This window comes from Pseudomonas sp. MS19 (assembly GCF_013277615.1).
In the GTDB taxonomy this organism is placed as follows: domain Bacteria; phylum Pseudomonadota; class Gammaproteobacteria; order Pseudomonadales; family Pseudomonadaceae; genus Aquipseudomonas; species Aquipseudomonas marincola.
The window spans coordinates 403,327-427,421 of the sequence record NZ_VBTO01000008.1; the positions used below are offsets into that span (position 1 = coordinate 403,327).

Annotated in this window: 21 protein-coding genes; 12 read left to right on the top strand and 9 right to left on the bottom strand. The window is 57.0% G+C overall.

What is annotated here, in order from left to right:
- Positions 1-17: 17 nt before the first annotated feature.
- On the bottom strand, positions 18-1,382 hold the full coding sequence (locus FEZ62_RS09070) for a CYTH domain-containing protein (RefSeq protein WP_172927444.1): 1,365 nt from the start codon (positions 1,380-1,382) through the stop codon (positions 18-20).
- A gap of 111 nt (positions 1,383-1,493) precedes the next feature.
- Between FEZ62_RS09070 and FEZ62_RS09075 the strand changes: the two genes are divergently transcribed.
- From FEZ62_RS09075 to argA, 4 genes are all read left to right on the top strand, one after another.
- The gene (locus tag FEZ62_RS09075; RefSeq protein WP_150547855.1) at positions 1,494-2,171 is read left to right on the top strand and encodes a TIGR00153 family protein; all 678 of its coding nucleotides are present in this window, start codon (positions 1,494-1,496) and stop codon (positions 2,169-2,171) included.
- A gap of 36 nt (positions 2,172-2,207) precedes the next feature.
- On the top strand, positions 2,208-3,476 hold the full coding sequence (locus FEZ62_RS09080; RefSeq protein ID WP_090510094.1) for an inorganic phosphate transporter: 1,269 nt from the start codon (positions 2,208-2,210) through the stop codon (positions 3,474-3,476).
- A gap of 127 nt (positions 3,477-3,603) precedes the next feature.
- Positions 3,604-4,758 carry an acetylornithine deacetylase gene (argE, locus tag FEZ62_RS09085; RefSeq protein ID WP_172927445.1) on the top strand — a complete coding sequence of 385 codons (1,155 nt, stop codon included), beginning with the start codon at positions 3,604-3,606 and terminating at the stop codon, positions 4,756-4,758.
- A 111-nt stretch (positions 4,759-4,869) separates the two neighbouring features.
- A complete protein-coding gene (gene argA / locus FEZ62_RS09090) occupies positions 4,870-6,168 on the top strand; it encodes an amino-acid N-acetyltransferase (protein WP_069898429.1) in 1,299 nt (432 codons plus the stop codon).
- A gap of 11 nt (positions 6,169-6,179) precedes the next feature.
- On the opposite strand, the gene trmL is transcribed toward argA, so the two are convergent.
- Positions 6,180-6,662, bottom strand: a complete 483-nt coding sequence (gene trmL / locus FEZ62_RS09095) for a tRNA (uridine(34)/cytosine(34)/5-carboxymethylaminomethyluridine(34)-2'-O)-methyltransferase TrmL (protein WP_172927446.1) — start codon at positions 6,660-6,662, stop codon at positions 6,180-6,182.
- Here trmL and FEZ62_RS09100 point away from each other — a divergent pair.
- On the top strand, positions 6,661-7,101 hold the full coding sequence (locus FEZ62_RS09100; RefSeq protein WP_150547853.1) for a hypothetical protein: 441 nt from the start codon (positions 6,661-6,663) through the stop codon (positions 7,099-7,101). The genes trmL and FEZ62_RS09100 overlap by 2 nt on opposite strands.
- Before the next feature lie 266 nt (positions 7,102-7,367).
- On the opposite strand, the gene FEZ62_RS09105 is transcribed toward FEZ62_RS09100, so the two are convergent.
- From FEZ62_RS09105 to glnA, 6 genes are all read right to left on the bottom strand, one after another.
- Positions 7,368-7,823: an SRPBCC family protein gene (locus FEZ62_RS09105; protein WP_172927447.1), complete on the bottom strand. Its 456-nt coding sequence runs from the start codon at positions 7,821-7,823 to the stop codon at positions 7,368-7,370.
- A gap of 324 nt (positions 7,824-8,147) precedes the next feature.
- Positions 8,148-9,584 carry a nitrogen regulation protein NR(I) gene (ntrC, locus tag FEZ62_RS09110; protein WP_069898425.1) on the bottom strand — a complete coding sequence of 479 codons (1,437 nt, stop codon included), beginning with the start codon at positions 9,582-9,584 and terminating at the stop codon, positions 8,148-8,150.
- Positions 9,581-10,663 carry a nitrogen regulation protein NR(II) gene (gene glnL, locus FEZ62_RS09115; protein ID WP_170827721.1) on the bottom strand — a complete coding sequence of 361 codons (1,083 nt, stop codon included), beginning with the start codon at positions 10,661-10,663 and terminating at the stop codon, positions 9,581-9,583. Before glnL ends, ntrC begins: the two co-directional genes overlap by 4 nt.
- A 199-nt stretch (positions 10,664-10,862) precedes the next feature.
- Entirely contained in the window at positions 10,863-11,480 is a 618-nt protein-coding gene (locus tag FEZ62_RS09120) for a DUF4124 domain-containing protein (RefSeq protein WP_069898423.1), read from the bottom strand.
- Positions 11,481-11,489: 9 nt separating this feature from the next.
- Entirely contained in the window at positions 11,490-12,041 is a 552-nt protein-coding gene (locus tag FEZ62_RS09125) for a DUF4124 domain-containing protein (RefSeq protein WP_172927448.1), read from the bottom strand.
- A 199-nt stretch (positions 12,042-12,240) separates the two neighbouring features.
- A complete protein-coding gene (gene glnA, locus FEZ62_RS09130) occupies positions 12,241-13,647 on the bottom strand; it encodes a glutamate--ammonia ligase (protein WP_069898421.1) in 1,407 nt (468 codons plus the stop codon).
- Between the two features lie 326 nt (positions 13,648-13,973).
- On the opposite strand from glnA, the gene thiI reads away from it, so the two are divergent.
- The 3 genes from thiI to cptA all read left to right on the top strand — a co-directional run bounded on the left by thiI (position 13,974) and on the right by cptA (position 19,349).
- Positions 13,974-15,428: a tRNA uracil 4-sulfurtransferase ThiI gene (gene thiI / locus FEZ62_RS09135; RefSeq protein WP_172927449.1), complete on the top strand. Its 1,455-nt coding sequence runs from the start codon at positions 13,974-13,976 to the stop codon at positions 15,426-15,428.
- A gap of 162 nt (positions 15,429-15,590) precedes the next feature.
- Positions 15,591-17,402: a translational GTPase TypA gene (typA, locus tag FEZ62_RS09140; protein ID WP_069898419.1), complete on the top strand. Its 1,812-nt coding sequence runs from the start codon at positions 15,591-15,593 to the stop codon at positions 17,400-17,402.
- 186 nt (positions 17,403-17,588) lie between these two features.
- Entirely contained in the window at positions 17,589-19,349 is a 1,761-nt protein-coding gene (gene cptA, locus FEZ62_RS09145) for a phosphoethanolamine transferase CptA (RefSeq protein ID WP_172927450.1), read from the top strand.
- A 67-nt stretch (positions 19,350-19,416) separates the two neighbouring features.
- Here cptA and FEZ62_RS09150 read toward each other — a convergent pair whose 3' ends face one another.
- Complete coding sequence (locus FEZ62_RS09150; protein WP_069898417.1) at positions 19,417-19,818, bottom strand: YkgJ family cysteine cluster protein; 402 nt, start codon at positions 19,816-19,818, stop codon at positions 19,417-19,419.
- Positions 19,819-20,116: 298 nt separating this feature from the next.
- Between FEZ62_RS09150 and estP the strand changes: the two genes are divergently transcribed.
- From estP to FEZ62_RS09170, 4 genes are all read left to right on the top strand, one after another.
- Complete coding sequence (estP, locus tag FEZ62_RS09155; RefSeq protein ID WP_201970334.1) at positions 20,117-22,018, top strand: esterase EstP; 1,902 nt, start codon at positions 20,117-20,119, stop codon at positions 22,016-22,018.
- An 80-nt stretch (positions 22,019-22,098) separates the two neighbouring features.
- On the top strand, positions 22,099-23,103 hold the full coding sequence (locus FEZ62_RS09160) for a class 1 fructose-bisphosphatase (RefSeq protein WP_172927451.1): 1,005 nt from the start codon (positions 22,099-22,101) through the stop codon (positions 23,101-23,103).
- Positions 23,104-23,106: 3 nt separating this feature from the next.
- Positions 23,107-23,715 (top strand): DUF924 family protein, encoded by a 609-nt coding sequence (locus FEZ62_RS09165; protein ID WP_069898414.1) that lies wholly within the window; start codon positions 23,107-23,109, stop codon positions 23,713-23,715.
- 115 nt (positions 23,716-23,830) lie between these two features.
- The gene (locus tag FEZ62_RS09170; protein WP_069898413.1) at positions 23,831-24,085 is read left to right on the top strand and encodes a hypothetical protein; all 255 of its coding nucleotides are present in this window, start codon (positions 23,831-23,833) and stop codon (positions 24,083-24,085) included.
- Positions 24,086-24,095: the final 10 nt, after the last annotated feature.

Consider the following 24,095-nt stretch of genomic DNA (forward strand, 5'->3'; position numbering starts at 1 on the left):
CCGGCGGCGGGCAGGGGTTATTTAACCAGTTGGCGCCATGGCTTCAGGCTATTGAGTGCGATCGCCTGCGTTTGGCGATCAGCCAGAACTTCCTCGCTGATCGGGCTGGCGGCCAGTGCATAAAACTTGATCAGCTCACCGTACAGGCGGTCGACTTCGGCCACTTCAAGCACCCCACGCGCCAGTTTCAGCCAAGCCAGCAAACGCTCGATACGCGGCATTTGCTCGGCCAGATCTTCCGGTTGCTGCTGGTAGCGCTTGAGTTGCAGGGCCTGGCCTTCTTCGGCAAGCAGGGTTGGCAACCAGTTACCCAGAGGCGCTGCGCCCTGACGATTACCGCGGTTGTTGCGTGTGGTCGTCCAGCTGCGGGTCAGTAACCAACGCGACAGGTTGAGCGAGAACAGGCCCCAGCGGGTTTGCTTAAGCTCTTCTGCGAACATTTCAGGGGCTGCTTTACGCACCGCTTCATCGTCCTGACCGGCCTGCAGGCGCGGGCGCCAGTCATTGAGCATGGCATCGAGCAGTTGGCGCAGTTCGCTGCTGCTGGCGCGCGGAGCCGCTTGGCCGAGGCTGCCGAGCAGAGCGCGCAAGTAAACCAGTTGTTCAAACCAGTCATTGAGCAAACGCCAGTGGCCGTTGAAACGGTATTGCTCAGCCAAGCGCTGGCTGCTGCCCAGCAGGTGCCAGGCCAGTGCAGCGAAGGCATCGTCGAGGCTTTGCTCGGCGTTCAGTTCCGGCGCCGGCAGGCTCAGGGAATAGCTGTCGGCATCGAACAGGCGATAGCCGCGCTCGGCTTTGCTGATATCGCACGGCATCAAAGGCAGGTCGGCTGCCAGTTCGGCGGCGAGTTCCAGCAGCGCTTCGGGTTCACCCTGGCGCAACTCAAGCTCCAGCTCGCAGATTTCTTCCTGCTGCTTGCCGGCAATCACTTTGCCGAGGTCGAGTGCGGCCTCGATAACCACTTTGCTCTTACCACGGCCCCAGGCGATATCGGCGCGTTGGCGGGTGAAGTCGGTGGTGAAGATCGGCTTGAGCTGCTTTTTATCGAGCTCGGCCAAGGCTTGCGGCCAGCAGGTGTCATCGAGTTTCTTGAGGTCGAGTTTGGCTTTATCCAGATGCCAGTCCCACTCATTACGCTCGGATAAACCCGCTACACTTTGACCTCGGGTTTTAAGCGTCTGAATGAAAGCATCGCCATCACGGCGTAAACGCAAAGCGACTTTCGCCTGAGCCAGGTCACGATCAGGCGTGTCGAAGTACTGGTTTAATAGCTCGCGAGGCTCCCAACCGCTCTTGTTGCGCTTTTTCAGCAACGGATGATCTTGCAGAGCAATAAGGGTTTCGCGGCTAACCCGCAGCTTGATTTCAGTTTCTTTGACCATGATGGTGTTTTTTTGCGCCTACTATGAATTTGTGACAGGCCGATGACCGTGCTGGCGAGCTGCCGGACTGATCCGTATACTTGCCGCCTTCTTAAATCAGGGGTCCACCCTATGCCAATCAATCCGTTTGTAAGCCTGTTCGGTCGTTCACCCATCGGACCGATGCAGCAACACATCGCCAAAGCCCACGAGTGCGCGGCGAACCTTGTGCCCTTCTTTGAAGCCGTTATGGCGGAAGACTGGGCCAAAGTTGAACAGGTACAACAGGACATGGCCCGGCTCGAAAATGAAGCCGACAAACTCAAGAAAAGCGTGCGTCTGCACCTTCCAAAGAATTTGTTTTTGCCAGTGCCCCGTTCGGACTTGCTTGAACTGCTCAGTGTACAGGACAAAATCGCCAACCGTGCCAAGGACATTGCCGGCCTGATGCTCGGCCGCAGCATGACCATCCCGGCGTCCCTGCAGCCTGAGATGCTTGCCTTCGTGCGCCGCTGTGTTGAAGCCAGCGCGCAAGCCCTGAAAGCCATGAAAGAACTCGACTCGCTGCTTGAAGCCGGCTTTGGCGGCCGCGAGGCTATGCTGGTTGAGTCCATGGTCATGGAGCTTGAAGAAATTGAGCGTGACACCGACGTGATGCAGATTTCGATCCGTCGTGCGCTGTTTAAACTGGAAAAGGACCTTCCTGCAGTCGACGTGATGTTCCTCTACAAGGTCATCGAGTGGCTGGGTGATGTGGCTGACCGCGCAGAGCGTGTCGGTAACCGACTGGAGCAGCTGCTGGCGCGCTAAGCGCCAGTGTTCTTTCTGGATTAACGGAATTATTTTATGTCTCTGATTGCGGATTACGGCATCGTACTCCTGGTTCTTGCCTGTATTTTCGGCTTCTTCATGGCCTGGGGCGTCGGCGCGAACGACGTTGCCAACGCGATGGGTACCTCCGTTGGCTCGCGGGCTCTGACCATCAAGCAGGCGATTTTCATCGCCATGATCTTTGAGTTCACCGGCGCCTATCTGGCCGGTGGTCAGGTCACAGAAACCATCAAAAGCGGCATTGTCGACGCGTCGATGATCAGTCCCGGACTGATGGTGCTGGGCATGATGTCGGCGCTGCTTGCGGCGGGCACCTGGCTGCTGATTGCATCGACCAAGGGCTGGCCGGTTTCGACCACTCACTCGATTGTGGGTGCGGTCATCGGTTTCGCCGCGGTGGGTGTGTCCTTTGATGCTGTTCACTGGTCCGGTGTTGGCCCGATTGTCGCCAGCTGGGTGGTCTCGCCGGTGCTGTCCGGATTGGTCGCGTTCGGTGTGTTCATGAGCGTGCAGAAGTTGATCATCGACACAGATAATCCTTTTGCCAACGCCAAACGCTTCGTGCCGCTGTACATGTTTGCCACCGGTTTCATGGTGTCGATCATGACCATGACCAAAGGCCTCAAGCACATCGGTCTGGACCTCTCGGCGTTTCAGGGTTTCCTGGTTTCGCTGGGCGTAGGCACCGGTGTCATGGTGTTGGGCATCATTTTGCTCAGCCGTATCAAGATCGACGTTGAAGCGGACAAGTCGTTCCACTTCGCCAGCGTGGAAAAAGTCTTTGCCGTGCTGATGATCTTCACCGCCTGCTCCATGGCGTTCGCCCACGGTTCCAACGACGTTGCCAACGCCGTCGGCCCGCTGGCGGCCATCGTTGGGGTAATCAATTCCGGTGGCGAAATGGTCGGCGCCAAAGCCGCTCTTCCAAGCTGGGTATTGCTCCTGGGTGCGGTTGGTATCGTTATCGGTCTCGCCACTTACGGCTACAAGGTAATCGCCACCATCGGTAAGGAAATCACTGAACTGACGCCGAGCCGTGGCTTCGCTGCCGAGCTGGCTACCGCGACCACCGTTGTGGGCGCCTCGGCTATCGGCTTGCCAGTATCGACAACTCACACGCTGGTGGGCGCCGTTCTTGGCGTTGGTATCGCGCGCGGTATCGGTGCGCTGAACCTGGGCGTAATCGGCAAGATTTTCATGTCCTGGCTGATTACTTTGCCGGTGGGCGCGGCACTGTCGATTTTCTTCTTCTTCATCTTGCGCGCTATTTTCGGCTCGGTTTGATGTTGCCAACGACAGCCGCGCAATGCGGCTGTCGTTAATCCCACGGTTCCATCTTCTCCCGCATTGCCTCTATGATGGGGCCAATGGCCTGCGATAGTTTTCCAGGCCGCCTGCGTGGAGACTGCTGATGCCACTGCCATCTTTCAAAGACCAATTTGCTGCGCTGATTGCTGCGCCCTCGGTGAGCTGTACCCAGGCTAACTGGGACCAGAGCAACCGGCCGGTGATCGAGCTGTTGTCTGCGTGGCTGGAAGATCTCGGCTTTAGCTGCGATGTGCAGGAAGTCTCTGCCGGCAAATTCAATCTGCTCGCCAGCTATGGTTCCGGCCCTGGCGGTTTAGTGCTGGCCGGGCATACCGATACTGTGCCGTTCGATGCCGAGTTGTGGCAGACCGACCCGCTCAAATTGACCGAGGCGGATGGCCGCTGGATCGGCTTGGGCAGTTGCGACATGAAGGGGTTCTTTGCCTTGATCATCGAGGCGGTGAAACCTTTGCTTGAACAGCGCTTCTGCCAGCCATTGCTGATTCTGGCAACGTGCGACGAGGAAAGCTCGATGGCCGGTGCGCGCGCATTGGCCGAGGCGGGCAGGCCGCTGGGGCGGGCTGCGGTGATTGGCGAGCCGACCAGCCTCAAGCCCATTCGCATGCACAAAGGCATCATGATGGAGCGCATCGACATTCTCGGGCGCAGTGGCCATTCGTCTGATCCGTCGCTCGGTCACAGTGCGCTGGAAGCCATGCAGGCGGTCATGGGTGAATTGCAGCAACTGCGCAAGCAGTGGCAAAGCGAGTTCAACAACGCCCAGTTCACGGTGCCGCAACCGACGCTGAATCTGGGCTGTATTCATGGTGGCGACAACCCCAATCGTATCTGCGGGCAATGCTCGCTGGAGTTCGACTTGCGCCCGTTACCGGGCATGCAACCCGAAGCACTGCGCGCGGCGATTCGCCAGAAGCTGCAGCCGCTGGCCGAGCAGCATCAGGTCAAGATCGACTATGCGCCGCTGTTCCCGAGTGTGCCGCCGTTCGCGCAGGATGCCGACTGCGAGCTGGTTCGCGTTGCCGAGCGTCTCACCGGCCACACCGCTGCAGCAGTAGCCTTTGGCACCGAAGCGCCTTATCTTCAGCAGCTTGGCTGTGAGACGCTGGTGCTCGGCCCCGGCAATATCGACTGCGCTCACCAGCCCGGCGAGTACCTTGATATGTCACGTTTGCAGCCGACAGTGCGTCTGTTGAGTGAGCTGATACGACACTATTGCCTGACCCCGATTAAACCCTGAATGTGAGGAGCGCCCCGTTGATGCAGTTGCGACGATAACCGGTCGGTACGTTTTGCTGGAGTGAATGAGCCTGCAAAGGCTTCTTAGTTTTCATGTTTCACAGGCACTTACATGCACGATTACGTCAACTGGCTGCGCCACGCTTCGCCCTACATCAACGCCCACCGTGACTGCACATTTGTGGTGATGTTGCCCGGTGAGGGCGTTGCTCATCCCAACTTCGGTAACATCGTCCACGACCTGGTGCTGTTGCACAGCCTGGGTGTGCGACTGGTGCTGGTGCACGGCTCGCGCTCACAAATCGAGGCGCGTCTGAATGCGCGTGGTATCACGCCGCATTTTCACCGCGACATGCGGGTAACCGACGGGCCAACCCTTGAATGCGTAATCGACGCTGTTGGCCAACTGCGTATCGCCATTGAGGCGCGTTTGTCGATGGACATGGCCGCCTCGCCAATGCAGGGCGCCCGCTTGCGGGTTGCCAGCGGCAATTTCGTCACCGCGCGGCCTATCGGTGTGGTCGATGGCGTGGATTATCACCATACCGGCGAAGTGCGGCGGGTCGACCGCAAGGGCATTGGCCGTCTGCTGGATGAGCGCAGTATCGTGCTGCTGTCATCGCTCGGCTATTCGCCTACAGGCGAGATTTTCAATCTGGCCTGTGAAGACGTTGCCACCCGCGCTGCAATTGATCTGGGCGCTGACAAGCTGCTGCTGTTCGGGGCTGACTGCGGTCTGCTGGATGAAAACGGCGCGCTGATTCGCGAGTTGCGTCCCCAGCAGGTGCCGCAACACATGCAGCGTCTGGCCGGCAATTATCAGGCAGAGCTGCTCGAGGCGGCTGCGCAGGCGTGCAAGGCCGGGGTGCGGCGCACGCATATCGTCAGCTACGCCGAAGACGGTGCGCTGCTCAACGAGCTGTTCACCCGCACCGGTAACGGTACGCTGGTGGCGCAGGAGCAATTCGAGTCTCTGCGCGAGGCGACCATTGATGATGTGGGCGGCTTGATCGAGCTGATCAGCCCGCTGGAGGATCAGGGCATTCTGGTACGCCGTTCGCGCGAGGTGCTGGAGCGCGAAATCGAGCAGTTCAGCATCGTCGAACGCGAAGGGCTGATTATTGCCTGCGCCGCGCTTTATCCAATTGCCGACTCGGACTTTGCCGAGCTGGCGTGCTTGGCGGTCAATCCAGCCTATCGCCACGGCGGTCGTGGCGATGAGCTGTTGGCACGGATCGAGTCGCGGGCCAGAGCGTTGGGCATGAAGACCCTGTTCGTGCTGACCACGCGCACCGCGCACTGGTTTCGTGAGCGTGGTTTTGTGCCCAGCAGCGTCGAGCGCCTGCCTGCTGCCCGCGCATCGCTGTACAACTTCCAGCGCAACTCCAAGGTCTTCGAGAAGGCGCTGTAAGGCCGCGAACGTTATTCCGCGGCAGCGGGTTGCTCAGGCATGCTGAAGTTGTTCTGGCGCCAGGCCTCGTAAACCGCAACCGCGACGGTGTTCGACAGGTTCAGGCTGCGACAGCCGTCGCGCATCGGCAAGCGCACGCATTGCTCAACGGGCAGTGCGTCGCGCACATCTTGCGGTAGGCCACGGCTCTCCGGGCCAAACAAGAAGGCGTCACCGGGCTTGTAGGCCACTTCGTGAAAGGCCTGCGTGCCTTTGGTGGTGAAGGCAAACACACGTGGATTGCCCAGCGCCTGCAAGCAGCTGTCGAGGTCCGGATAGCGCTTCAGTGTGGCGTATTCGTGATAGTCCAGTCCGGCACGGCGCAGTCGTTTGTCGTCGAGCTCGAAGCCCAGCGGTTCAATCAAATGCAAGTGGCTGCCGCTATTGGCGCAGAGCCTGATAATGTTGCCGGTATTGGGCGGGATTTCTGGTTGAAAAAGGATAACGTGAAACATGCGCGGCTCCGAGCGTGAAGGCGGGCAGTATTCTACCTCTGATAAGCCTCCAAGGCCGCGTCCGTGGTTAAGGGTTATTGCGTCTCTGGCGATATTCGGCTTTTTAATCGGCCTGATGTTCGGTGATTTGCTGCGCCCCGATGCTGTCCGGCTGGAGCAGGTCGAGGTGGTCGATAACGGTTTGTACCTGTGGTTCAACGAAGCGCCTCAGGTCAGCGAAAGCCTTCTTGATGGCGCTTACATGCTTGAGTTCGAGAGCCTTGGGCGTGAACAGCAGGGCGAGCTGTTGTTAGCGGGCAAGCCCGCCAATTGGCGGCTCAAGCGTCAGCAACGGCGTTTGCAACTGAGGGTTCTTGCGGCGCGAGGGTTGCTCGGTGACTGGCGTCTTGAGCAACTTGAGAAGCGTTGGAGGCTGAGTGTCAGCCTCCGGGAGGAATAAAAGAGGGGATTCCCCGGCCTGCCTGTACCAAGGTCCCCGAAACTGGGAATGCTTTACTTAATGCAGATACGATGCCAACTTTTGAATTTATATAAATATTCATATAAATCAGTAGCTTGCGGGGTATCCGCGGCGACGCTGGATGATTTGCAGGGATTTTTAAGTGAACCGCACGGGTGCACTGCACCGCGATAAAGCGCCGAAACTGGGCGTTGAAATAAAAAAAACGGGCTTCATGCCCGTTTTCTGTCGATGCGTTAATTGGGTTACTGGTCTGCAATATCCGGCTCTACCAAGTGGGCCAGCCGCACAAGTGATTCCTGCCAGCCCAGGTAGCACATCGCTTCTGGGATAACGGCGGGAATGCCGGCTTGAACAATGCTCAGCTCGGTGCCGCAGACAACGCTTTTCAGGTCGATCGTGACACGCATTTCACCTGCCAGATTGGGGTCGTCAAAGCGGTCGGTGTGGCAAATGCGCTGATTGGCGATCAGCTCAACGTATTCAACGCTGAACGCGTGGCTGTTGCCGGTGCTGAAATTAGTGAAAGACATGCGATAACCCCCACCGACGCGCACATCAATCTCTTCGATGGCGCCGGTAAAGCCAAAGGGCGGCAACCAGCGTTCCAGTGCGCTTTTATCAGTGAAGGCTTTGTAAACACGTTCGGCAGGCGCCCGCAGTACGCGGTGCAGTCGAACCGTACCTGTGGCATTAGGCATGGCGCGCTCCTGTTTAGAATCAACCTATGACTGCGCTCATTACCTGAGCCATGGCGCAGGCTATGAGCGAATGGAGTCTTCAATATAGGCTGAAATAATCAGTCGGGAGAAAGCCGCTCAACCGCCTGGCGCTTTCTCTGAATCAGCAGTCTGCGGGCGATTTGCCGTCGGTGCAGGCAAGTGAGTGTTGAATGCCAGCGAGTGGGTCAGGTGAAGAGGGCGGCTTCTTTGCCTACATGAAATTACTGCGATGAAAGCAAAGCGCCCCCGATGCTTGGTGCATTGGGGGCGCTTTTATTAACACTTAAGGCGTGCGGGGCTGGCTCAGTTGTCGTCGTCGCTGTCGTCGTCGCCGCCGTCAATGTTCATACCCAACTCTTTGATCTTGCGCGTCAGGGTGTTGCGACCCCAGCCGAGCAGCACTGCGGCGTCACGACGTCGGCCAGCGGTATGCTTGAGCGCCGTCTCGATCATGATGCGTTCAAAGGCCGGTACGGCGCTGTCGAGCAGGTTTGAGTTGCCGCGTGCCAGCGCTTGATCAGCCCACTGGCGCAAGGCTTGTTCCCAATTGCTGACCGGTGCGCTCTCTTGCGGCTGGGCGAGCAGCTCAGGCGGCAGGTCGCCAACATGCACTTCACGGCCAGACGCCATGACGGTGATCCAGCGGCAGGTGTTTTCCAGCTGGCGAACGTTACCTGGCCACGGCAAATGCTGCAGGTAGTCTTCGGTTTCGCGTTTCAGCAGTTTCGGCTCAACCGCCAGCTCAAGCGCGGCGCGGCTGAGGAAATGCCGTGCGAGTGTCGGGATGTCTTCGCGGCGGTCCGACAGGCGCGGAATATGAATGCGGATTACGTTGAGGCGGTGGAACAAGTCTTCACGGAACTTGCCATCGTTGACCAGCGTTTCGAGGTTCTGGTGAGTCGCCGCAATGATGCGCACATCAACCTTGACCGGCACATGGCCGCCGACCCGATAAAATTCGCCGTCGGCCAGTACGCGCAGTAAGCGGGTTTGGGTGTCGGCCGGCATGTCGCCGATTTCATCGAGGAACAGCGTGCCGCCGTCGGCTTGCTCGAAGCGGCCGCGACGCAGGTTGGCCGCGCCGGTGAATGCGCCTTTTTCGTGGCCGAACAGCTCGGATTCCATCAAGTCCTTGGGAATCGCCGCCATGTTCAGTGCAATGAATGGTGACGCCGAGCGTGGGCTGTGACGATGCAGGGCGTGGGCGACCAGTTCTTTACCGGTGCCCGACTCGCCATTGATCAGCACGGTGATGTTGGAGTGCGAAAGACGGCCGATGGCGCGGAATACTTCCTGCATCGCCGGCGCTTCGCCGATGATTTCCGGTGTTTGTGCAGCCACTGCCGGAACGTTGAGGTTCTGCTGTTCCTGTGCGTGCTGAATCGCACGTTTGACCAGCGAAACTGCCTCGTCAACGTCGAACGGCTTGGGCAGGTATTCGAATGCTCCGCCCTGATAAGAGGCCACGGCGCTGTCGAGATCTGAATGCGCAGTCATGATGATGACCGGCAGGCGCGGATGCATTTCGCGGATTTTAGCCAGCAACTCCAGGCCGCTCGCGCCCGGCATGCGGATGTCCGAAATGATCACATCGGGCTGTTGGCGCGTTAGCCGACTGATCAAGCCGTCTGCACTTTCGAAACTCTGGGTAGTCATGCCCTCTTGTTGCAGGGCTTTTTCCAACACCCAGCGGATGGAACGGTCGTCGTCGACGATCCATACGGTTTCACTGTGACTCATGACGGAGTTACTCCTTGTTCCAGCGGCAAAAAGATTGAGAACACGGTGTGGCCGGGATGGCTTTCACACTCAATCAAACCCTGATGCTGACTGATGATGTTCTGAGTAATGGCCAGGCCCAGACCGGTGCCATCGGCACGTCCGCTGACCATGGGGTAGAAGATGGTTTCTTGCAGCTCGGACGGAATTCCCGGTCCGTTGTCGATAATCTCGATTTTAGTCACCAGGCGATGACGAACATGCGCGATGGTGAACTGGCGCAATGCGCGTGTGCGCAGGGTGATCCGGCCGAGGCGAATATCGCTGAGCGGTGCCAGCGCCTGCATGGCGTTGCGCACAATATTGAGCACGGCCTGAATCATCTGTTCGCGGTCGATCAGTACATCCGGGATGCTCGGATCGTAGTCGCGTACCAAGGTGATACCGCCTTGCGATTCGGCCTCGACCAAATTGCTCACGCGCTCCAGCACTTCGTGAATGTTGGTCATGGCCAGCAGCGGCAGCTTGTTTGAGCCAAGCATGCGGTCGACCAGATTACGCAGACGGTCGGCTTCCTCGATGATGACGTTGGTGTAATCCTTGAGGCTCTCTTCCGGCAGTTCACGGGCCAGCAGTTGCGCCGCGCCGCGAATGCCGCCGAGTGGGTTCTTGATCTCGTGGGCCAGCCCGCGCACCAACATCTTGGTGGTTTCCTGCTTGGACAACTGCGCTTCTTCTTTGGTGATGCGCAACAAGCGGTCACGCGGCAGCACTTCCAGCAGCAGCAGGGTTTCGCCTTTATTGAATAGCGGCGTCACGGCGTAGTCGACGGTCAATGTTTGCCCGGACGCCGAGGTCAGTGTCGCTTCGCGTTTGTTGAACGGATGCGCTTCTTCGACCGCTTGGCGCAGGGAAATCAGCGCCTCTTGCGATTCGGTGAACAGTTCGCTGATGAATTGGCCGTGGCTGCGTTGCCCACTGACAGCCAGCAGCATCTCTGCCGCCGGATTCATATACTCAAGGCGCAGGTCGGCATTGAGTAGCAAGGTGGCGGTGGTCAGATTGTCGAGCAACAGGCGGTGCAGTGCGTCATTAATGATCATAGGCTTGGGCATTCCGGCAGTTGTCTAGAAAATGCAAGAAGCAAACCAAAGCCCCGAAAAGTCGCAATAAACAGCGTTATTTCGGCGCTTAGCGAATGGTTTAGTGCAAATAGTGGGTTTTGCTGCGACCCAAAATGGGGAGAGTATAGGATTCGACGCTCGGCGGCGCACCGATATGGTGCGACGCGTTGTCAGGTCAGATAAACGGGACGAAAGGGATGTCCGGCTCTTCGGGTTTTTCGTCGATCGGGCATTCCGGACGAACGCCGTATTCAGGCAGTTGGCAAGGCTTGGCCATGCGTCGCTGAGCCAACGAGGTGCGCAAAATGTGCACTGGCTGGTTGGGGGTGCGCTCGACGGTGCGGTCCTGCTCATCAATTATTTCAACAGACAGCTGATGAGTACCGCGGTCGAGATTCTCCAGCGGGAATACCGGGCTGGTGCCGGCTTCGCCCGTCACGTTGCCATCCAGCAACAGGCGATAGCGATGGCCTTGTTGCAGGGTTGGCTCGCTGGTGGCACTGACAATCAGGTCACCGTTATTGCTGCGTATGGTGGCGTCCGGCTGCGGCACCAGAATGCGCAGCAATTGATAGTGAACTTGCGGCTCTGCGGGCTTCTCAACCTTGGTGACCGGCGCTCTGGTTTGCCCGGGTACCGGCATGGTGTTGGTGGTAGGCAGCTCAACGCGTTTGGCGTTGCCTGCCCTGGGTTTGTCGGTAAAGACCCGATTCCCTTCGGCATCAATGTAGGTGTAGACCTGCGCCGCTGCGGAAAAGCTCAACAGCATCAGGCAAAGCATAATGAGGCGCATGATTAAGGGTTATGGGCTCTTGCGTGGAGTGGGTTTGTTAAGTGCCGGGCTGTTGGTGCTCACCCGTTGCACGGTAATCGTAACGCTCTCGCTCTGTTGTACCGGGCCATTTGAACCAACGACCCGAACGGCTAACGTGTGCTCGCCACGGTCAGCATTGGTTACTTGCAGCATCGGTACGCTGCTGGTTTGTCCGTATGGCTGACCGTCGAGGATCAACTGAAAACGATGCGCCGGGCTCAGGCGCGGATCAATCTGTACGCCCACGCTGAATGTGCCGTTGTTGGCGCGCAGGGCTTCATCGTCCGGCAGATTGGTCAGTTGCAGGGTGCGATAAGGCGCCACCTGTTCTTCTGAATCAGACTGGTTGATGGGTGGCGGCATACTGGGCTGTTGAATCTCGACCGTATTGGTCGGTTCAACTTCAACAGTCTCAACCTTGGTGCCGTCAGGCGGCTGATTGGTATACGCGGTATTACCATTGGCGTCAGTGTATTTATAGATTTGAGCGCTAACGGGCAGTGCGATTACCAGCAGTGCGCAAATGAGCATGCGGCGCATGGTGAGTCTCCCAATTATTGACCCTTGTAGATTTGCACCGCCAGACGCTACTGGCAAGCGACTTGGCTGCGAGCTGCGTCACTGCAGCGCAATTTTGGCCTCTGTCGGGCTAACTCATCGTAAGCGGGTGTTTCCGTTTAAAAGCCCCCTAACGCAATGAGGCCACCCGAAGGTGGCCTCATTTTGCAGCTCGCAGGTTTTAGACGCTGTAGTACAGGTCGTATTCCAGCGGGTGTACGAAGGTGCGTACTTTGATTTCTTCTTCGTGCTTGAGCTCAAGGTAAGCATCGATGAAGTCGTCGCTGAATACGCCGCCTTTGGTCAGGAACGCACGACCTTTGTCCAGCTCTTCCAGGGCTTCTTTCAGGCTGCCGCAAACCTGTGGGATCAACTTGCCTTCTTCTGGTGGCAGGTCGTACAGGTTCTTGTCAGCTGCATCGCCAGGGTGGATCTTGTTCTGGATACCGTCGATACCGGCCATCAGCAGTGCTGCGAAAGCCAGGTATGGGTTGGCAGCCGGATCCGGGAAGCGAGCTTCGATACGACGAGCTTTAGGGCTCGAAACGTAAGGAATACGGATGGAAGCCGAACGGTTACGTGCCGAGTAGGCCAGCATAACGGGTGCTTCGAAACCTGGGACCAGACGCTTGTACGAGTTGGTCGACGGGTTGGTGAAGCCGTTCAGTGCTTTACCGTGCTTGATGATACCGCCGATGAAGTACAGAGCGGTGTCAGACAGGCCGGCATAGCCTTCGCCGGAGAAGGTGTTCTTGCCGTCTTTGGAGATCGACATGTGAACGTGCATACCCGAGCCGTTGTCGCCGTACAGTGGCTTAGGCATGAAGGTAGCAGTTTTGCCGTAGGCATCAGCTACGTTGTGTACGCAGTACTTCAGGGTCTGAACTTCGTCAGCCTTGGCTACCAGCGTGTTGAACTTAACGCCGATTTCGTTCTGGCCGGCAGTCGCCACTTCGTGGTGGTGAACTTCGATGACCAGGCCCATATCTTCCATGGCATTACACATGGCAGTACGGATTTCGTGGTCGTGGTCGCACGGCGGAACTGGGAAGTAACCACCTTTAACAGCAGGACGGTGGCCTTTGTTGCCGCCTTCGATGTCTGCGTCAGTGTTCCAGGAACCCTGCTCAGAGAAGATTTTGAACATCGAGCCGGAGATGTCCGACTTGAACTTCACTTCGTCGAAGATGAAGAACTCAGGCTCCGGGCCTACGAATACGGTGTCACCGATACCGGTCGACTTGAGGAACTCCTCAGCGCGCTTGGCGATCGAGCGTGGGTCGCGATCGTAGCCTTGCATGGTGCTTGGTTCGATGATGTCGCAAACCAGAATCAGGGTTGGCTCTTCGGTGAACGGGTCGAGCACAGCAGTGTCGTCAACCGGCATCAGGATCATGTCGGAGGCTTCGATGCCTTTCCAGCCGTGGATGGAGGAGCCGTCGAACATTTTGCCGTGTTCGAAGAATTCGTCGTCCAATGCATCGCGAGCCGGCATGGTTACGTGGTGCTGCTTACCCTTGGTGTCAGTGAAGCGCAGGTCTACCCACTTCACGTCGTGTTCTTTAATAAGTTGAATCGACTTCGACATGCTGTCCTCCAGGTGGATAAGGCTCTTTCTGTTGAGCCCTCAAAGTTCAGTAAAGCCTGCGGATACTCCGCCAGGACTCTCTGCCTCACAAGGGAGCAAATTGCATGCCAGTGCACTGTGATGGGTAAAAAGCCAGAAATACAGGCGTATCGGCGTGTTTGCGATCAGTTTTAGAAATTGCACGCACCAATCTGGTTCTTTATGAAACTGCGATGCACCAATATGGAGCGATAAAAATCCGCTGTAAGTTTTTTGATCAAACCTTGAGCAATTTCCGGTATAATCCGCGCCCCTGTTTTTTCGCGAGCTTGGCGCGCGTTGCTTCCATGAAACTGATCGTAAAAGTTTTCCCAGAAATCACCATCAAGAGCCGGCCAGTTCGCAAGAACTTCATCCGGCAATTGGCGAAGAACATCCGTTCGGTGCTCCGCGATCTCGATCCGCAGCTGCTGGTTACGGGTGTGTGGGACAACCTGGAAGTCGAAACCAAGATTACCGATGAAAAGATCCTGCGCGAGATGACTGAGCGTCTCAGTTGCACGCCAGGCATCGTTCACTTCCTCGAAGTTAACGAATATCCGCTGGGTGATTTTGATGATGTGCTGGAAAAATGCAAAAAGCATTTCGCCCATCAACTGCCCGGCAAGATTTTTTCTGTGCGCTGTAAGCGTGCAGGCAAGCATGATTTCAGCTCGATGGACATCGAACGCTATGTTGGCAGCCAGTTGCGCCAGCAGTGCGGTGCGGCCGGGATTTCGCTGAAAGAGCCTGAAGTTGTGGTGCGCATGGAAATTCGCGATCAGCGTCTTTTCGTTATCCACAATCAGCACGAAAGCATTGGCGGCTACCCGCTGGGCTCAGTTGAGCAGACCCTGGTATTGATGTCCGGTGGTTTCGACTCGACCGTTGCGGCGTACCAGATGATGCGCCGTGGCATGGTCACGCATTTCTGCTTCTTCAATCTGGGCGGTCGTGCCCACGAATTGGGCGTGATGGAAGTTGCGCACTATTTATGGAAGAAGTTCGGCAGCTCCCAGCGCGTTCTGTTTGTCAGCGTGCCGTTTGAGGAAGTGCTCGGCGAGATTCTGCAAAAGGTTGATAACAGCCAGATGGGTGTTGTGCTCAAGCGCATGATGCTGCGCGCCTCGGCGCAGGTTGCAGACCGTCTGAATATTGATGCGCTGGTGACCGGCGAGGCCATTTCGCAGGTGTCGAGCCAGACACTGCCGAACCTTTCGGTGATCGATTCGGTGACCGACAAGCTGGTACTGCGTCCGCTGATTGCCAGCCACAAGCAAGACATTATTGATACCGCGACAAAAATCGGCACCGCCGAATTTGCCCGCCATATGCCTGAGTACTGCGGCGTAATCTCGGTGAATCCGACCACGCGCGCCAAGCGCGACCGGATCATTTATGAAGAGCAGCAGTTCGACATGGCGATTCTTGATCGTGCGCTTGAGCGCGCCACCCAGTTGCCGATCGACAAAGTCATCGACGAGTTGGGCAAGGATATTGCTGTGGAAGAGGTCGGCGAAGTGCTGGCCGGCCAGGTAGTCATTGATATCCGTCATCCGGATAGTGCCGAGGACGAGCCGCTTGAGCTGCCCGGTATTGAAGTGCAGACGCTGCCGTTCTATGCCCTGAACAGCCGCTTCAAGGAGCTGGACGCCAATCGCCAATATCTCCTTTATTGCGATAAAGGCGTCATGAGCCGTTTGCATGCTCACCACTTGTTAAACGAGGGGCATGCCAATGTGCGCGTTTATCGTCCGACATAGAACGCCCGGGTTGAATGGCGGAAGCATCCGCCATCGCCCTCCCGACATGAAGACGGCGTAAAACAGCGCCTGTGCACTTACGCCGTCTAGCAGAATTTATATTTAGTTAATACTCGCCGCCTAAACTATGCGGCAACCGAATCCTCTGATTGAGATACACAAGTGATCGATAATCTACGTAACATCGCCATCATCGCCCACGTTGACCACGGTAAAACTACCCTGGTAGACAAACTCCTGCGCCAGTCCGGCACGCTTGATCGTAAAGAGCTTGAAAACGAGCGCGTGATGGACAGCAACGACCAGGAAAAAGAACGTGGTATTACCATTCTGGCGAAAAACACCGCGCTGAAATGGCACGACTACGACATCAACATCGTAGACACCCCGGGGCACGCCGACTTCGGTGGTGAAGTAGAGCGTGTAATGAGCATGGTTGACTCCGTGCTGCTGGTGGTTGACGCCCAAGACGGCCCGATGCCACAGACTCGCTTCGTAACGCAGAAAGCGTTCAAAGCCGGCCTGCGCCCAATCGTTGTAATCAACAAGATCGACCGTCCGGGCGCGCGTCCTGACTGGGTTGTTGACCAGATTTTCGACCTGTTCGACAACCTCGGTGCAACCGAAGAGCAGCTCGACTTCCCAATCGTTTATTGCAGCGCCCTGAACGGTATTGCAGGTCTTGAGCACGACAACCTGCAAGACAACATGGACCCGCTGTTCCAGGCGATCATCGACCACGTACCGGCTCCGGCTGTAGACGTTGATGGCCCGTTCCAGATGCAGATCTCGCAGCTGGACTACAACAGCTTCCTCGGTGTAATCGGTATCGGCCGTATCGCTCGCGGTAAGGTCAAGACCAACACCCCGGTTACCGCTATCGGTACCGACGGCAAGAAGCGCAACGGCCGTATCCTCAAGATCATGGGTCACTCGGGCCTGCAGCGCGTTGAAGTCGGCGAAGCTCAAGCCGGTGATATCGTTTGCGTCAGCGGCATGGACGAACTGTTCATCTCCGACACTCTGTGCGATCCGCTGACCGTTGAGGCGCTGGAGCCACTGACCGTTGACGAGCCAACCGTGAGCATGACCTTCCAGGTTAACGACTCGCCGTTCTGCGGTAAGGAAGGCAAGTTCGTCACCAGCCGTAACATCAAAGAGCGTCTGGACAAAGAACTGCTGTACAACGTGGCACTGCGCGTTGAAGAAGGCGACAGCGCTGACAAGTTCAAGGTCTCTGGCCGTGGTGAACTGCACCTCTCGGTACTGATCGAAACCATGCGTCGCGAAGGCTTCGAACTGGCTGTAGGTCGTCCTGAAGTAATCATCCGCATGGTTGACGGCGTTAAGCACGAACCATTCGAAAACGTCACCATCGACCTGGAAGAGCAGCATCAGGGCCCGATGATGGAACAGATGGGTAACCGTAAAGGCGACCTGACCAACATGGTTCCGGATGGCAAAGGCCGTGTACGTCTTGAGTACACCATTCCTGCGCGTGGCCTGATCGGCTTCCGTAACCAGTTCCTGACCCTGACTTCGGGTTCGGGCATCCTGACCAGCATCTTCAGCCACTATGGCCCGATGAAGTCGGGTGACATGGGCGGCCGCGTTCAGGGCGTTCTGGTTTCGAGCGCTACCGGTAAGGCTCTGACTTACTCGCTGGAAACCCTGCAGGCGCGTGGCAAGCTGTTCCTCGGCCACGGCGATGACGTGTACGAAGGCATGCTGGTTGGTATCAACAGCCGTGACAACGACCTGGTTGTTAACCCAACAAAGGGCAAGAAGCTCGACAACATGCGTGCTTCCGGTAAAGACGAAACCATCGCACTGGTTCCGCCAATCCGTTACACCCTGGAACAGGCTCTGGAATTCATCGAAGACGACGAACTGGCTGAAATCACGCCTAAGTCGATCCGTCTGCGCAAGAAGTTCCTGCTTGAGACTGACCGTAAGCGTGCCAGCAAGAACTAAGTTCTAGCCAAGCGCTAAAAGCCCCGCCAGTTCCGCTGGCGGGGTTTTTTTATGGGTGGCAGAAATTACTTGGATCTGTGGACATTTTTTTCACAGACCGATTGCTAGCATCCGAGGCCTTGATAACGCATTGCTCTGTGCCATTGCATACGAGCTGTGAGCGATCGACTGGTTTAGGAGTTATTAATGCAATCATCTAGCGCCAAGGAAAGGCAGGGTTGGGACTGGGCGGGGCTCGCCTGGTTATTCCTGTTCTTCTGGTATTTTTCGGGTGTTACCCAGGTTCTGATTCAACTGACCGGGACTAACGGTTTCACCAGCTTTCGTCAGGCATTCCTGGTCAGTGGCATCTGGCTGATCCCGGTTTTACTGTTTCCATCCAAGACCAAAAGCATTGCCGGTGGCATCGGTATCGTCCTCTGGCTGACCTCTTTGATTGGTCTGGGCTACTTCTGCATCTACGGCCAGCAGTTCTCGCAAAGCGTCATCTTCATCATGTTCGAGTCGAACATGGCCGAGAGCACCGAGTATTTCGGGCAGTACTTCGTCTGGTGGATGGTGCCCGTTTACCTGGTTTACACGCTCGGTGCGTGGTTGATCTGGCGCAAAGTGCGACCGCTGCATTCGGGTAAGTCGCAGTCGTATGCGCTGGCCGTCATCTTGGCGCTTTCGCTGATCGGCTATCCAGCGGTGCGCGAGTACCAGAAAAGCGGCCCGACGCAAGCCGCCATCGACAAATTTGAAGGGCGCTTCGAGCCCGCCGTGCCCTGGCAGTTGGTGGTGGGCTACAACAAGTACCGCAAGCAACTGGAAAACATGAACACCTTGCTTGAGGGCAATGCCAAGCTTGCGCCGCTGACCAATATGGTCGAGGCGCGTGCGGATCAGCCGTCAACGCTGGTACTGGTGATTGGCGAATCGACTAACCGTCAGCGTATGAGCCTGTATGGCTACAACCGCGAGACCACGCCGGAACTGGACAAGTTGCGCGATCAGTTGCAGGTGTTCGATAACGTGGTTACGCCACGGCCCTACACCATCGAAGCCCTGCAACAGGTGCTGACCTTTGCTGACGAGAACAACCCTGATGGTTACCTGAGCACGCCTTCGATCATCAACTTGATGGAGCAGGCGGGTTACAAGACCTTCTGGATCACCAATCAGCAGACCATGACCAAGCGCAACACCATGCTCACCACGTTCTCCAAGCAGACCGACGAGCAGGTGTACCTGAACAACAACCTAAATCAGAATGCGCGCCAGTACGACGGCGATGTGCTCAAGCCGTTCAACAAGGCACTGGCCGATAAGGCCCCGCGTAAACTGATTGTGGTGCACTTGCTCGGCACACACATGCGCTACAAATATCGCTACCCCGAAGAGTTTGAGAAATTCACGGATAACAGCGGTGTGCCGAAATGGGTCACCGAAGATCAGCTGCCAACCTACAACAGCTATGACAACGCGGTGCTGTACAACGACTTTGTGGTCTCCAGTCTGATCAAGCAATTCTCGGCCAGTCAGCCAGATGGTTTCCTGTTGTATCTGTCTGACCACGGCGAGGCGGTGTTCGACTCGGCCGATGGCGGTGTGATTGGGCGTAACGAAGGCAAGCCGACAGCGCCGATGTACACCATTCCGTTCATTGTCTGGGCTTCGGACAAGTGGAAACAGCACAGCTCATTCGACTTCAAGTCGATGCTCAGTCGCCCCTACAGCAGTGCTAACCTGATCCACACATGGGCAGATCTGGCGGGCTTGAGCTTCGCTGAGTTGGACAAGAGCAAGAGCCTGATCAGCGATCAGTTCACCGCGCGGCCGCAGATTATCGGCGACCCGAGTCAGCCTAAGTCGTTAATCGACTTCAGCATGATTAAGACCCGTAAGAACCATCCGGCGCCGAATGAGCAGGTGAGCAACCAGCCGCTGATAAAAAGCGGAACCTGATCCGCTGCTACAGGTTTGGACCCGCCCATAAAAAATCCCGCCGATGCGGGATTTTTTATGCCTGCTGTCAGCGAACAGCTTTGGGAATGTACGCGCAGTAACCGGGACGCGGGCCAATCTTCGGGTGATTGCGGCAGGTTTCCGGGCGCTTGTCGTAAATGGTGCACAGGCGTGTTTTGCGATCGAGATACAGGCAGTCGTTGTTCGACATGCGCGTCAGGGTAAAGATGCCCGACTTCTGGTTATAACGCTCGACGATGCCTTCTTTCTGCAAACGCTTGGCGACATTCTTCGGCGGGTCGCCACGCTCGAACTCATCGACCACGCCCATGCGAATCAAGTCGCTAATGCGCACCTCAACAGGCAGCGTGCAGCAGCTGGAGTTGCAGCTGTGACACATGTCGCTGGTGTATTTGGCCCACGTGTCGAGGCGGTCAATTTCTGCGGCGGCGATCAGGTTGTTTTTCATCGGTCTGCTAAGCGTAGGAGGGAGTTGCGGCGGGTGATGATAGCGGCGTCTGCTTATTTGTGAAGCGTCTTCTGCTCGCCGGTGGTTAATCCAGCAGTTAAATCAGGCCGATGGGCTTTGCTGGCAGAGCGTATTGGCGCGCATCACTCGTTGAAATCAGCTGGCGACGCTGAGCTGAGTGCCGGGATCACCGCCCTTGGTGAACAAAAAGTGTGACGCAAATCTAATGCAACATTTGCAAAACTGACTAGATTTGATCAGTTGGTCATGCCTATAACAATAAAATAAGGAATACCCATTGAAACGCATCCTGACTCCGCTTGCTGTGGCGTGCTTGCTCGCCGGTTATTCAACGTCCAGCCATGCTGGCCCCTTCTCAAGCTTGGTGGTATTTGGCGACAGTCTCAGTGATGCCGGGCAGTTTGCTGATCCGGGCGGCCCCGCTGGCGCCACCAACCGCTTCACCAACCGTGTCGGCCCGACCTATCAAAACGGCAGTGGTGAGATCTTCGGATCAACCTCGCCAATGTTGTTGGGCGAACAGCTCGGTTTGGGTGCGCAAACGCCATCGACCTCGCAAGTGTTTGCCGATCAAGGTTTGGCTGACGGTAATAACTGGGCGGTGGGCGGTTACCGCACCGATCAGATTTATAACTCAATCACCCAGGCCGGTGGCTCGGTTGCCGGCACTCGCACCCGTGATGGTTATCTGGTTGATTTAGCGAATCGCGGTCTGAGCCTTGATCCGAATGCGTTGTTCTACGTCAACGGCGGCGGTAACGATTTCCTGCAGGGCACGATTTTTGTCACCGGGCCAGCGGCTGCGGCCACCCAGTTGGCAGATAGTGTGCGCGCGCTGCAAGGCGCTGGCGCTCGATACATCATGGTCTCGTTGTTGCCAAACGTGGGCACAACACCGGCTATTTCGGGTACGCCTTTGGCGCCAACCGTTAGCGCGATTGGCCAAGGGTTCAATGCCGAGTTGGTCCGTCAGCTCGCGCAGATTGATGCGCAAATCATTCCGTTGAACGTGCCGGCACTGTTCACTGAAGTGCTGCAAGATGCGGGCTCTTATGGTTTTGATACCACGCAAAATCTAATCGGCAGCTGTTTTGCCGATTGCGCCAACATCAATTCCACGTGGGGCATCAACAGCGCCACGCCAGACCCCAGCAAGCTGCTCTACAACGACGGTGTTCACCCAACCACGGCGGTTCAGCAGATAGTCGCTGACTACGCTTATTCACTGCTTGCCGCGCCCTGGGAAATCAGCCTGTTGCCCGAAATGGCGCACGGCACCTTGCGCGCGCATCAAGATCAGCTGCGTAATCAATATGTCGCTGATTGGGAGGCGTGGCAGCCGGTCGGTCAGTGGCGCGCCATTGTGGCCGGTGGCGGACAGCGGCTGGATTTTGACAGCCAGGCGGCAGCGCCAAGTGGCGACGGCGATGGCTACAGCTTGAACGTTGGCGGCAGCTACCGGCTTGATGACAGCTGGCGGGTTGGCCTGTTGATGGGCCTTTATGAGCAAAATCTGGAAGTGGGCAGCGCCGACTCTGATTACGACATGCGCAGTTATTTGGGCAGCGTGTTTGCGCAGTACCAACATAACCGCTGGTGGGCTGACGCCTCGCTCAGCACGGGCTATCTGGATTATCACGACCTCAAGCGCAAAATCGATTTGGGCCGTGTTGAGCGCGTTGAAAAAGGCGACACCGAAGGCTCCTTGTGGGGGCTATCTGCACGTGCCGGTTACGACATTGCCCAGCCGGGCAGCAATTGGCACCTGAGTCCATTTATCAGCGCCGACTATGCCAAGGTTGAGGTTGACGGCTACGCAGAGTCCGGTAACCGTTCTACAGCGTTGACCTTTGGCGATCAGGACCGTACCTCCAAGCGCTTGGGCATTGGTCTGCAAGGGCGTTGGGCGGTGACGCAAGCCACCCAGCTATTCGCTGAGATTGCCCACGAAACTGAGTACGATGACGACAGCACGGACGTGCGTACCTCGCTCAACAGCTTGCCGGGCATCGACTACGAACTGGCGGGCTACATCCCCGACGATAACCTCGATCGCGCCAGTCTCGGTTTCAGCCAGCAACTGACGAGCGACCTGGCATTGCGTGGCGTTTACAGCCTGAGCAAGAGCGACGACAACAAGCAACAGGGTGTTGCGCTGTCACTCGCCTGGGACTGGTAAGTACCGATGGGCGGCAGCAGGAGACGCTGGCGCCCATAAACGGTTAAACTGCATGCGATTTCCTATCCCTGGAGCCTCACATGTCACGCGTTACCCTGAGCCGCTATCTGATCGAGCAAACCCGCAGCCACAATACTCCGGCTGATCTTCGCTTCTTGATTGAAGTTGTTGCACGGGCCTGCAAGGCGATCAGCCATCAAGTGTCGAAAGGTGCACTGGGCGGCGTGCTCGGCAGCATGGGTACCGAGAACGTGCAGGGTGAGGTACAGAAAAAGCTCGACGTGATCTCCAACGAAATCCTTCTCGAAGCCAACGAGTGGGGCGGTCACCTGGCCGGTATGGCGTCCGAGGAAATGGACAACGCTTATCAGATCCCAGGCCGTTACCCGAAGGGTGCTTACCTGCTGGTATTCGATCCGCTGGACGGCTCGTCGAACATCGACGTCAACGTCTCGGTCGGTACCATTTTCTCGGTACTGCGTTGCCCTGATCGCAAAGGCGACAAGGGTGATCTGGGCGAAGAAGCGTTCCTCCAGCCAGGCTCTCAACAAGTATGCGCTGGCTATGCCATTTATGGCCCGCAAACCATGTTGCTGCTGACCATGGGCAATGGCGTTAAAGGCTTCACCCTGGACCGCGAACTGGGCAGCTTCGTGCTCACCCACGACGACATCAAGGTGCCTGAGGCCACTCAGGAATTCGCCATTAACATGTCCAACCAGCGTCATTGGGAAGAGCCGGTCAAGCGTTACGTCGGCGAGTTGCTGGCTGGCGCCGAAGGCCCGCTGAAGAAGAACTTCAACATGCGTTGGATCGCCGCCATGGTTGCCGACGTTCACCGTATTCTTACCCGCGGCGGCCTGTTCATGTACCCGCGCGATAACCGCGACGACAAGCCGGGAAAGCTGCGCCTGATGTACGAGGCCAACCCGATGGCCTTCATCATCGAGCAGGCGGGCGGTGTTGCCACCGACGGCAACCAGCGGATTCTCGATATCCAGCCGACTTCGTTGCACCAGCGTGTGCCGGTGTTCCTCGGCTCTAAAGAAGAAGTCGATCGCGTCACCGCTTACCACCAGGAGTAATGCATGACAGCGCCTTGGCAACCCTTGCACGAGTGGTGGTTCGGCGCTGATGTGCAGGCAGCCGCACATGAAATTGCGGCTGCGCGCAGCAAACTCTGGTTTGGCAAAAACGTCATGCAGGACAACGAGGCGCGTGAGCTGTTTGCGCCTCTGGTGCGTGATGCTCTGGCCGGGCAGTTGAATGACTGGCTGACTGATCCGCGAGGCTTGTTGGCAGTTGTGCTGTTGCTCGACCAACTGCCTCGCATGATCTACCGCAATAACCCCAAATCGTTTGCAGGTGACTCGCAAGCTCAGGCGCTGGTGCGCGATGGCATCGAGGCCGGGCTGGATCAGCAGTTGCAGCCGATTGAGCGGGTATTCATTTATCTGGTTCTCGAACATGCCGAAGACCCCGGCCAGCAGCGTCGTGCGGTCGCCCAGTTTCGGCGCTTGCTTGATGAGGCCGGCCCGGCAGACCAGCAGGTCTTTGCTGATTATCTTGATTACGCCGAGCGCCATCAGCGCGTGATCGAGCGTTTTAACCGCTTCCCCCACCGCAACACTGTGTTGGGTCGTCGTTCCAGTGGCGAAGAAGTGGCTTTCCTCAAGGAACCCGGCTCGCGGTTCTGACGTCCAATTGAGCAGATTGCCAAGTGCTGTGCCAGACTTGTGCATCAATCCAACCGCAGCGCGCTTGAACCAGCGCTTTGCGGTATTTGTATGTCATATAACAAGGGAGTTGATCATGCCGCTGCGTAACTTAGCGCTGTTGGGCAGTTGTCTGTTGATTGTCGCGTGCAGCAAGGTCAATCAAGAAAACTACGCCAAGCTTGAATCCGGAATGACCAAGCCTGAGGTCGAAAAGCTGTTGGGCGCACCGGATGACTGTGCCGGTGCAATGGGCATGTCGAGCTGCACCTGGGGTGATAGCAAACATTTCATCAGCGTGCAGTATGCAGGTGACAAGGTGATTATGTTTTCCGGTGAAGGCCTGAAGTGAGGAGCTTAAA

Excerpts from the sequence above, each read along its gene's own strand:
- FEZ62_RS09070 (WP_172927444.1), bottom strand. The coding sequence starts at position 1,382 with ATGGTCAAAGAAACTGAAATCAAGCTGCGGGTTAGCCGCGAAACCCTT.
- FEZ62_RS09075 (WP_150547855.1), top strand. The coding sequence starts at position 1,494 with ATGCCAATCAATCCGTTTGTAAGCCTGTTCGGTCGTTCACCCATCGGA.
- FEZ62_RS09080 (WP_090510094.1), top strand. The coding sequence starts at position 2,208 with ATGTCTCTGATTGCGGATTACGGCATCGTACTCCTGGTTCTTGCCTGT.
- argE (WP_172927445.1), top strand. The coding sequence starts at position 3,604 with ATGCCACTGCCATCTTTCAAAGACCAATTTGCTGCGCTGATTGCTGCG.
- argA (WP_069898429.1), top strand. The coding sequence starts at position 4,870 with ATGCACGATTACGTCAACTGGCTGCGCCACGCTTCGCCCTACATCAAC.
- FEZ62_RS09100 (WP_150547853.1), top strand. The coding sequence starts at position 6,661 with ATGCGCGGCTCCGAGCGTGAAGGCGGGCAGTATTCTACCTCTGATAAG.
- trmL (WP_172927446.1), bottom strand. The coding sequence starts at position 6,662 with ATGTTTCACGTTATCCTTTTTCAACCAGAAATCCCGCCCAATACCGGC.
- FEZ62_RS09105 (WP_172927447.1), bottom strand. The coding sequence starts at position 7,823 with ATGCCTAATGCCACAGGTACGGTTCGACTGCACCGCGTACTGCGGGCG.
- ntrC (WP_069898425.1), bottom strand. The coding sequence starts at position 9,584 with ATGAGTCACAGTGAAACCGTATGGATCGTCGACGACGACCGTTCCATC.
- FEZ62_RS09120 (WP_069898423.1), bottom strand. The coding sequence starts at position 11,480 with ATGCGCCTCATTATGCTTTGCCTGATGCTGTTGAGCTTTTCCGCAGCG.
- FEZ62_RS09125 (WP_172927448.1), bottom strand. The coding sequence starts at position 12,041 with ATGCGCCGCATGCTCATTTGCGCACTGCTGGTAATCGCACTGCCCGTT.
- glnA (WP_069898421.1), bottom strand. The coding sequence starts at position 13,647 with ATGTCGAAGTCGATTCAACTTATTAAAGAACACGACGTGAAGTGGGTA.
- thiI (WP_172927449.1), top strand. The coding sequence starts at position 13,974 with ATGAAACTGATCGTAAAAGTTTTCCCAGAAATCACCATCAAGAGCCGG.
- cptA (WP_172927450.1), top strand. The coding sequence starts at position 17,589 with ATGCAATCATCTAGCGCCAAGGAAAGGCAGGGTTGGGACTGGGCGGGG.
- FEZ62_RS09150 (WP_069898417.1), bottom strand. The coding sequence starts at position 19,818 with ATGAAAAACAACCTGATCGCCGCCGCAGAAATTGACCGCCTCGACACG.
- FEZ62_RS09160 (WP_172927451.1), top strand. The coding sequence starts at position 22,099 with ATGTCACGCGTTACCCTGAGCCGCTATCTGATCGAGCAAACCCGCAGC.
- FEZ62_RS09165 (WP_069898414.1), top strand. The coding sequence starts at position 23,107 with ATGACAGCGCCTTGGCAACCCTTGCACGAGTGGTGGTTCGGCGCTGAT.
- FEZ62_RS09170 (WP_069898413.1), top strand. The coding sequence starts at position 23,831 with ATGCCGCTGCGTAACTTAGCGCTGTTGGGCAGTTGTCTGTTGATTGTC.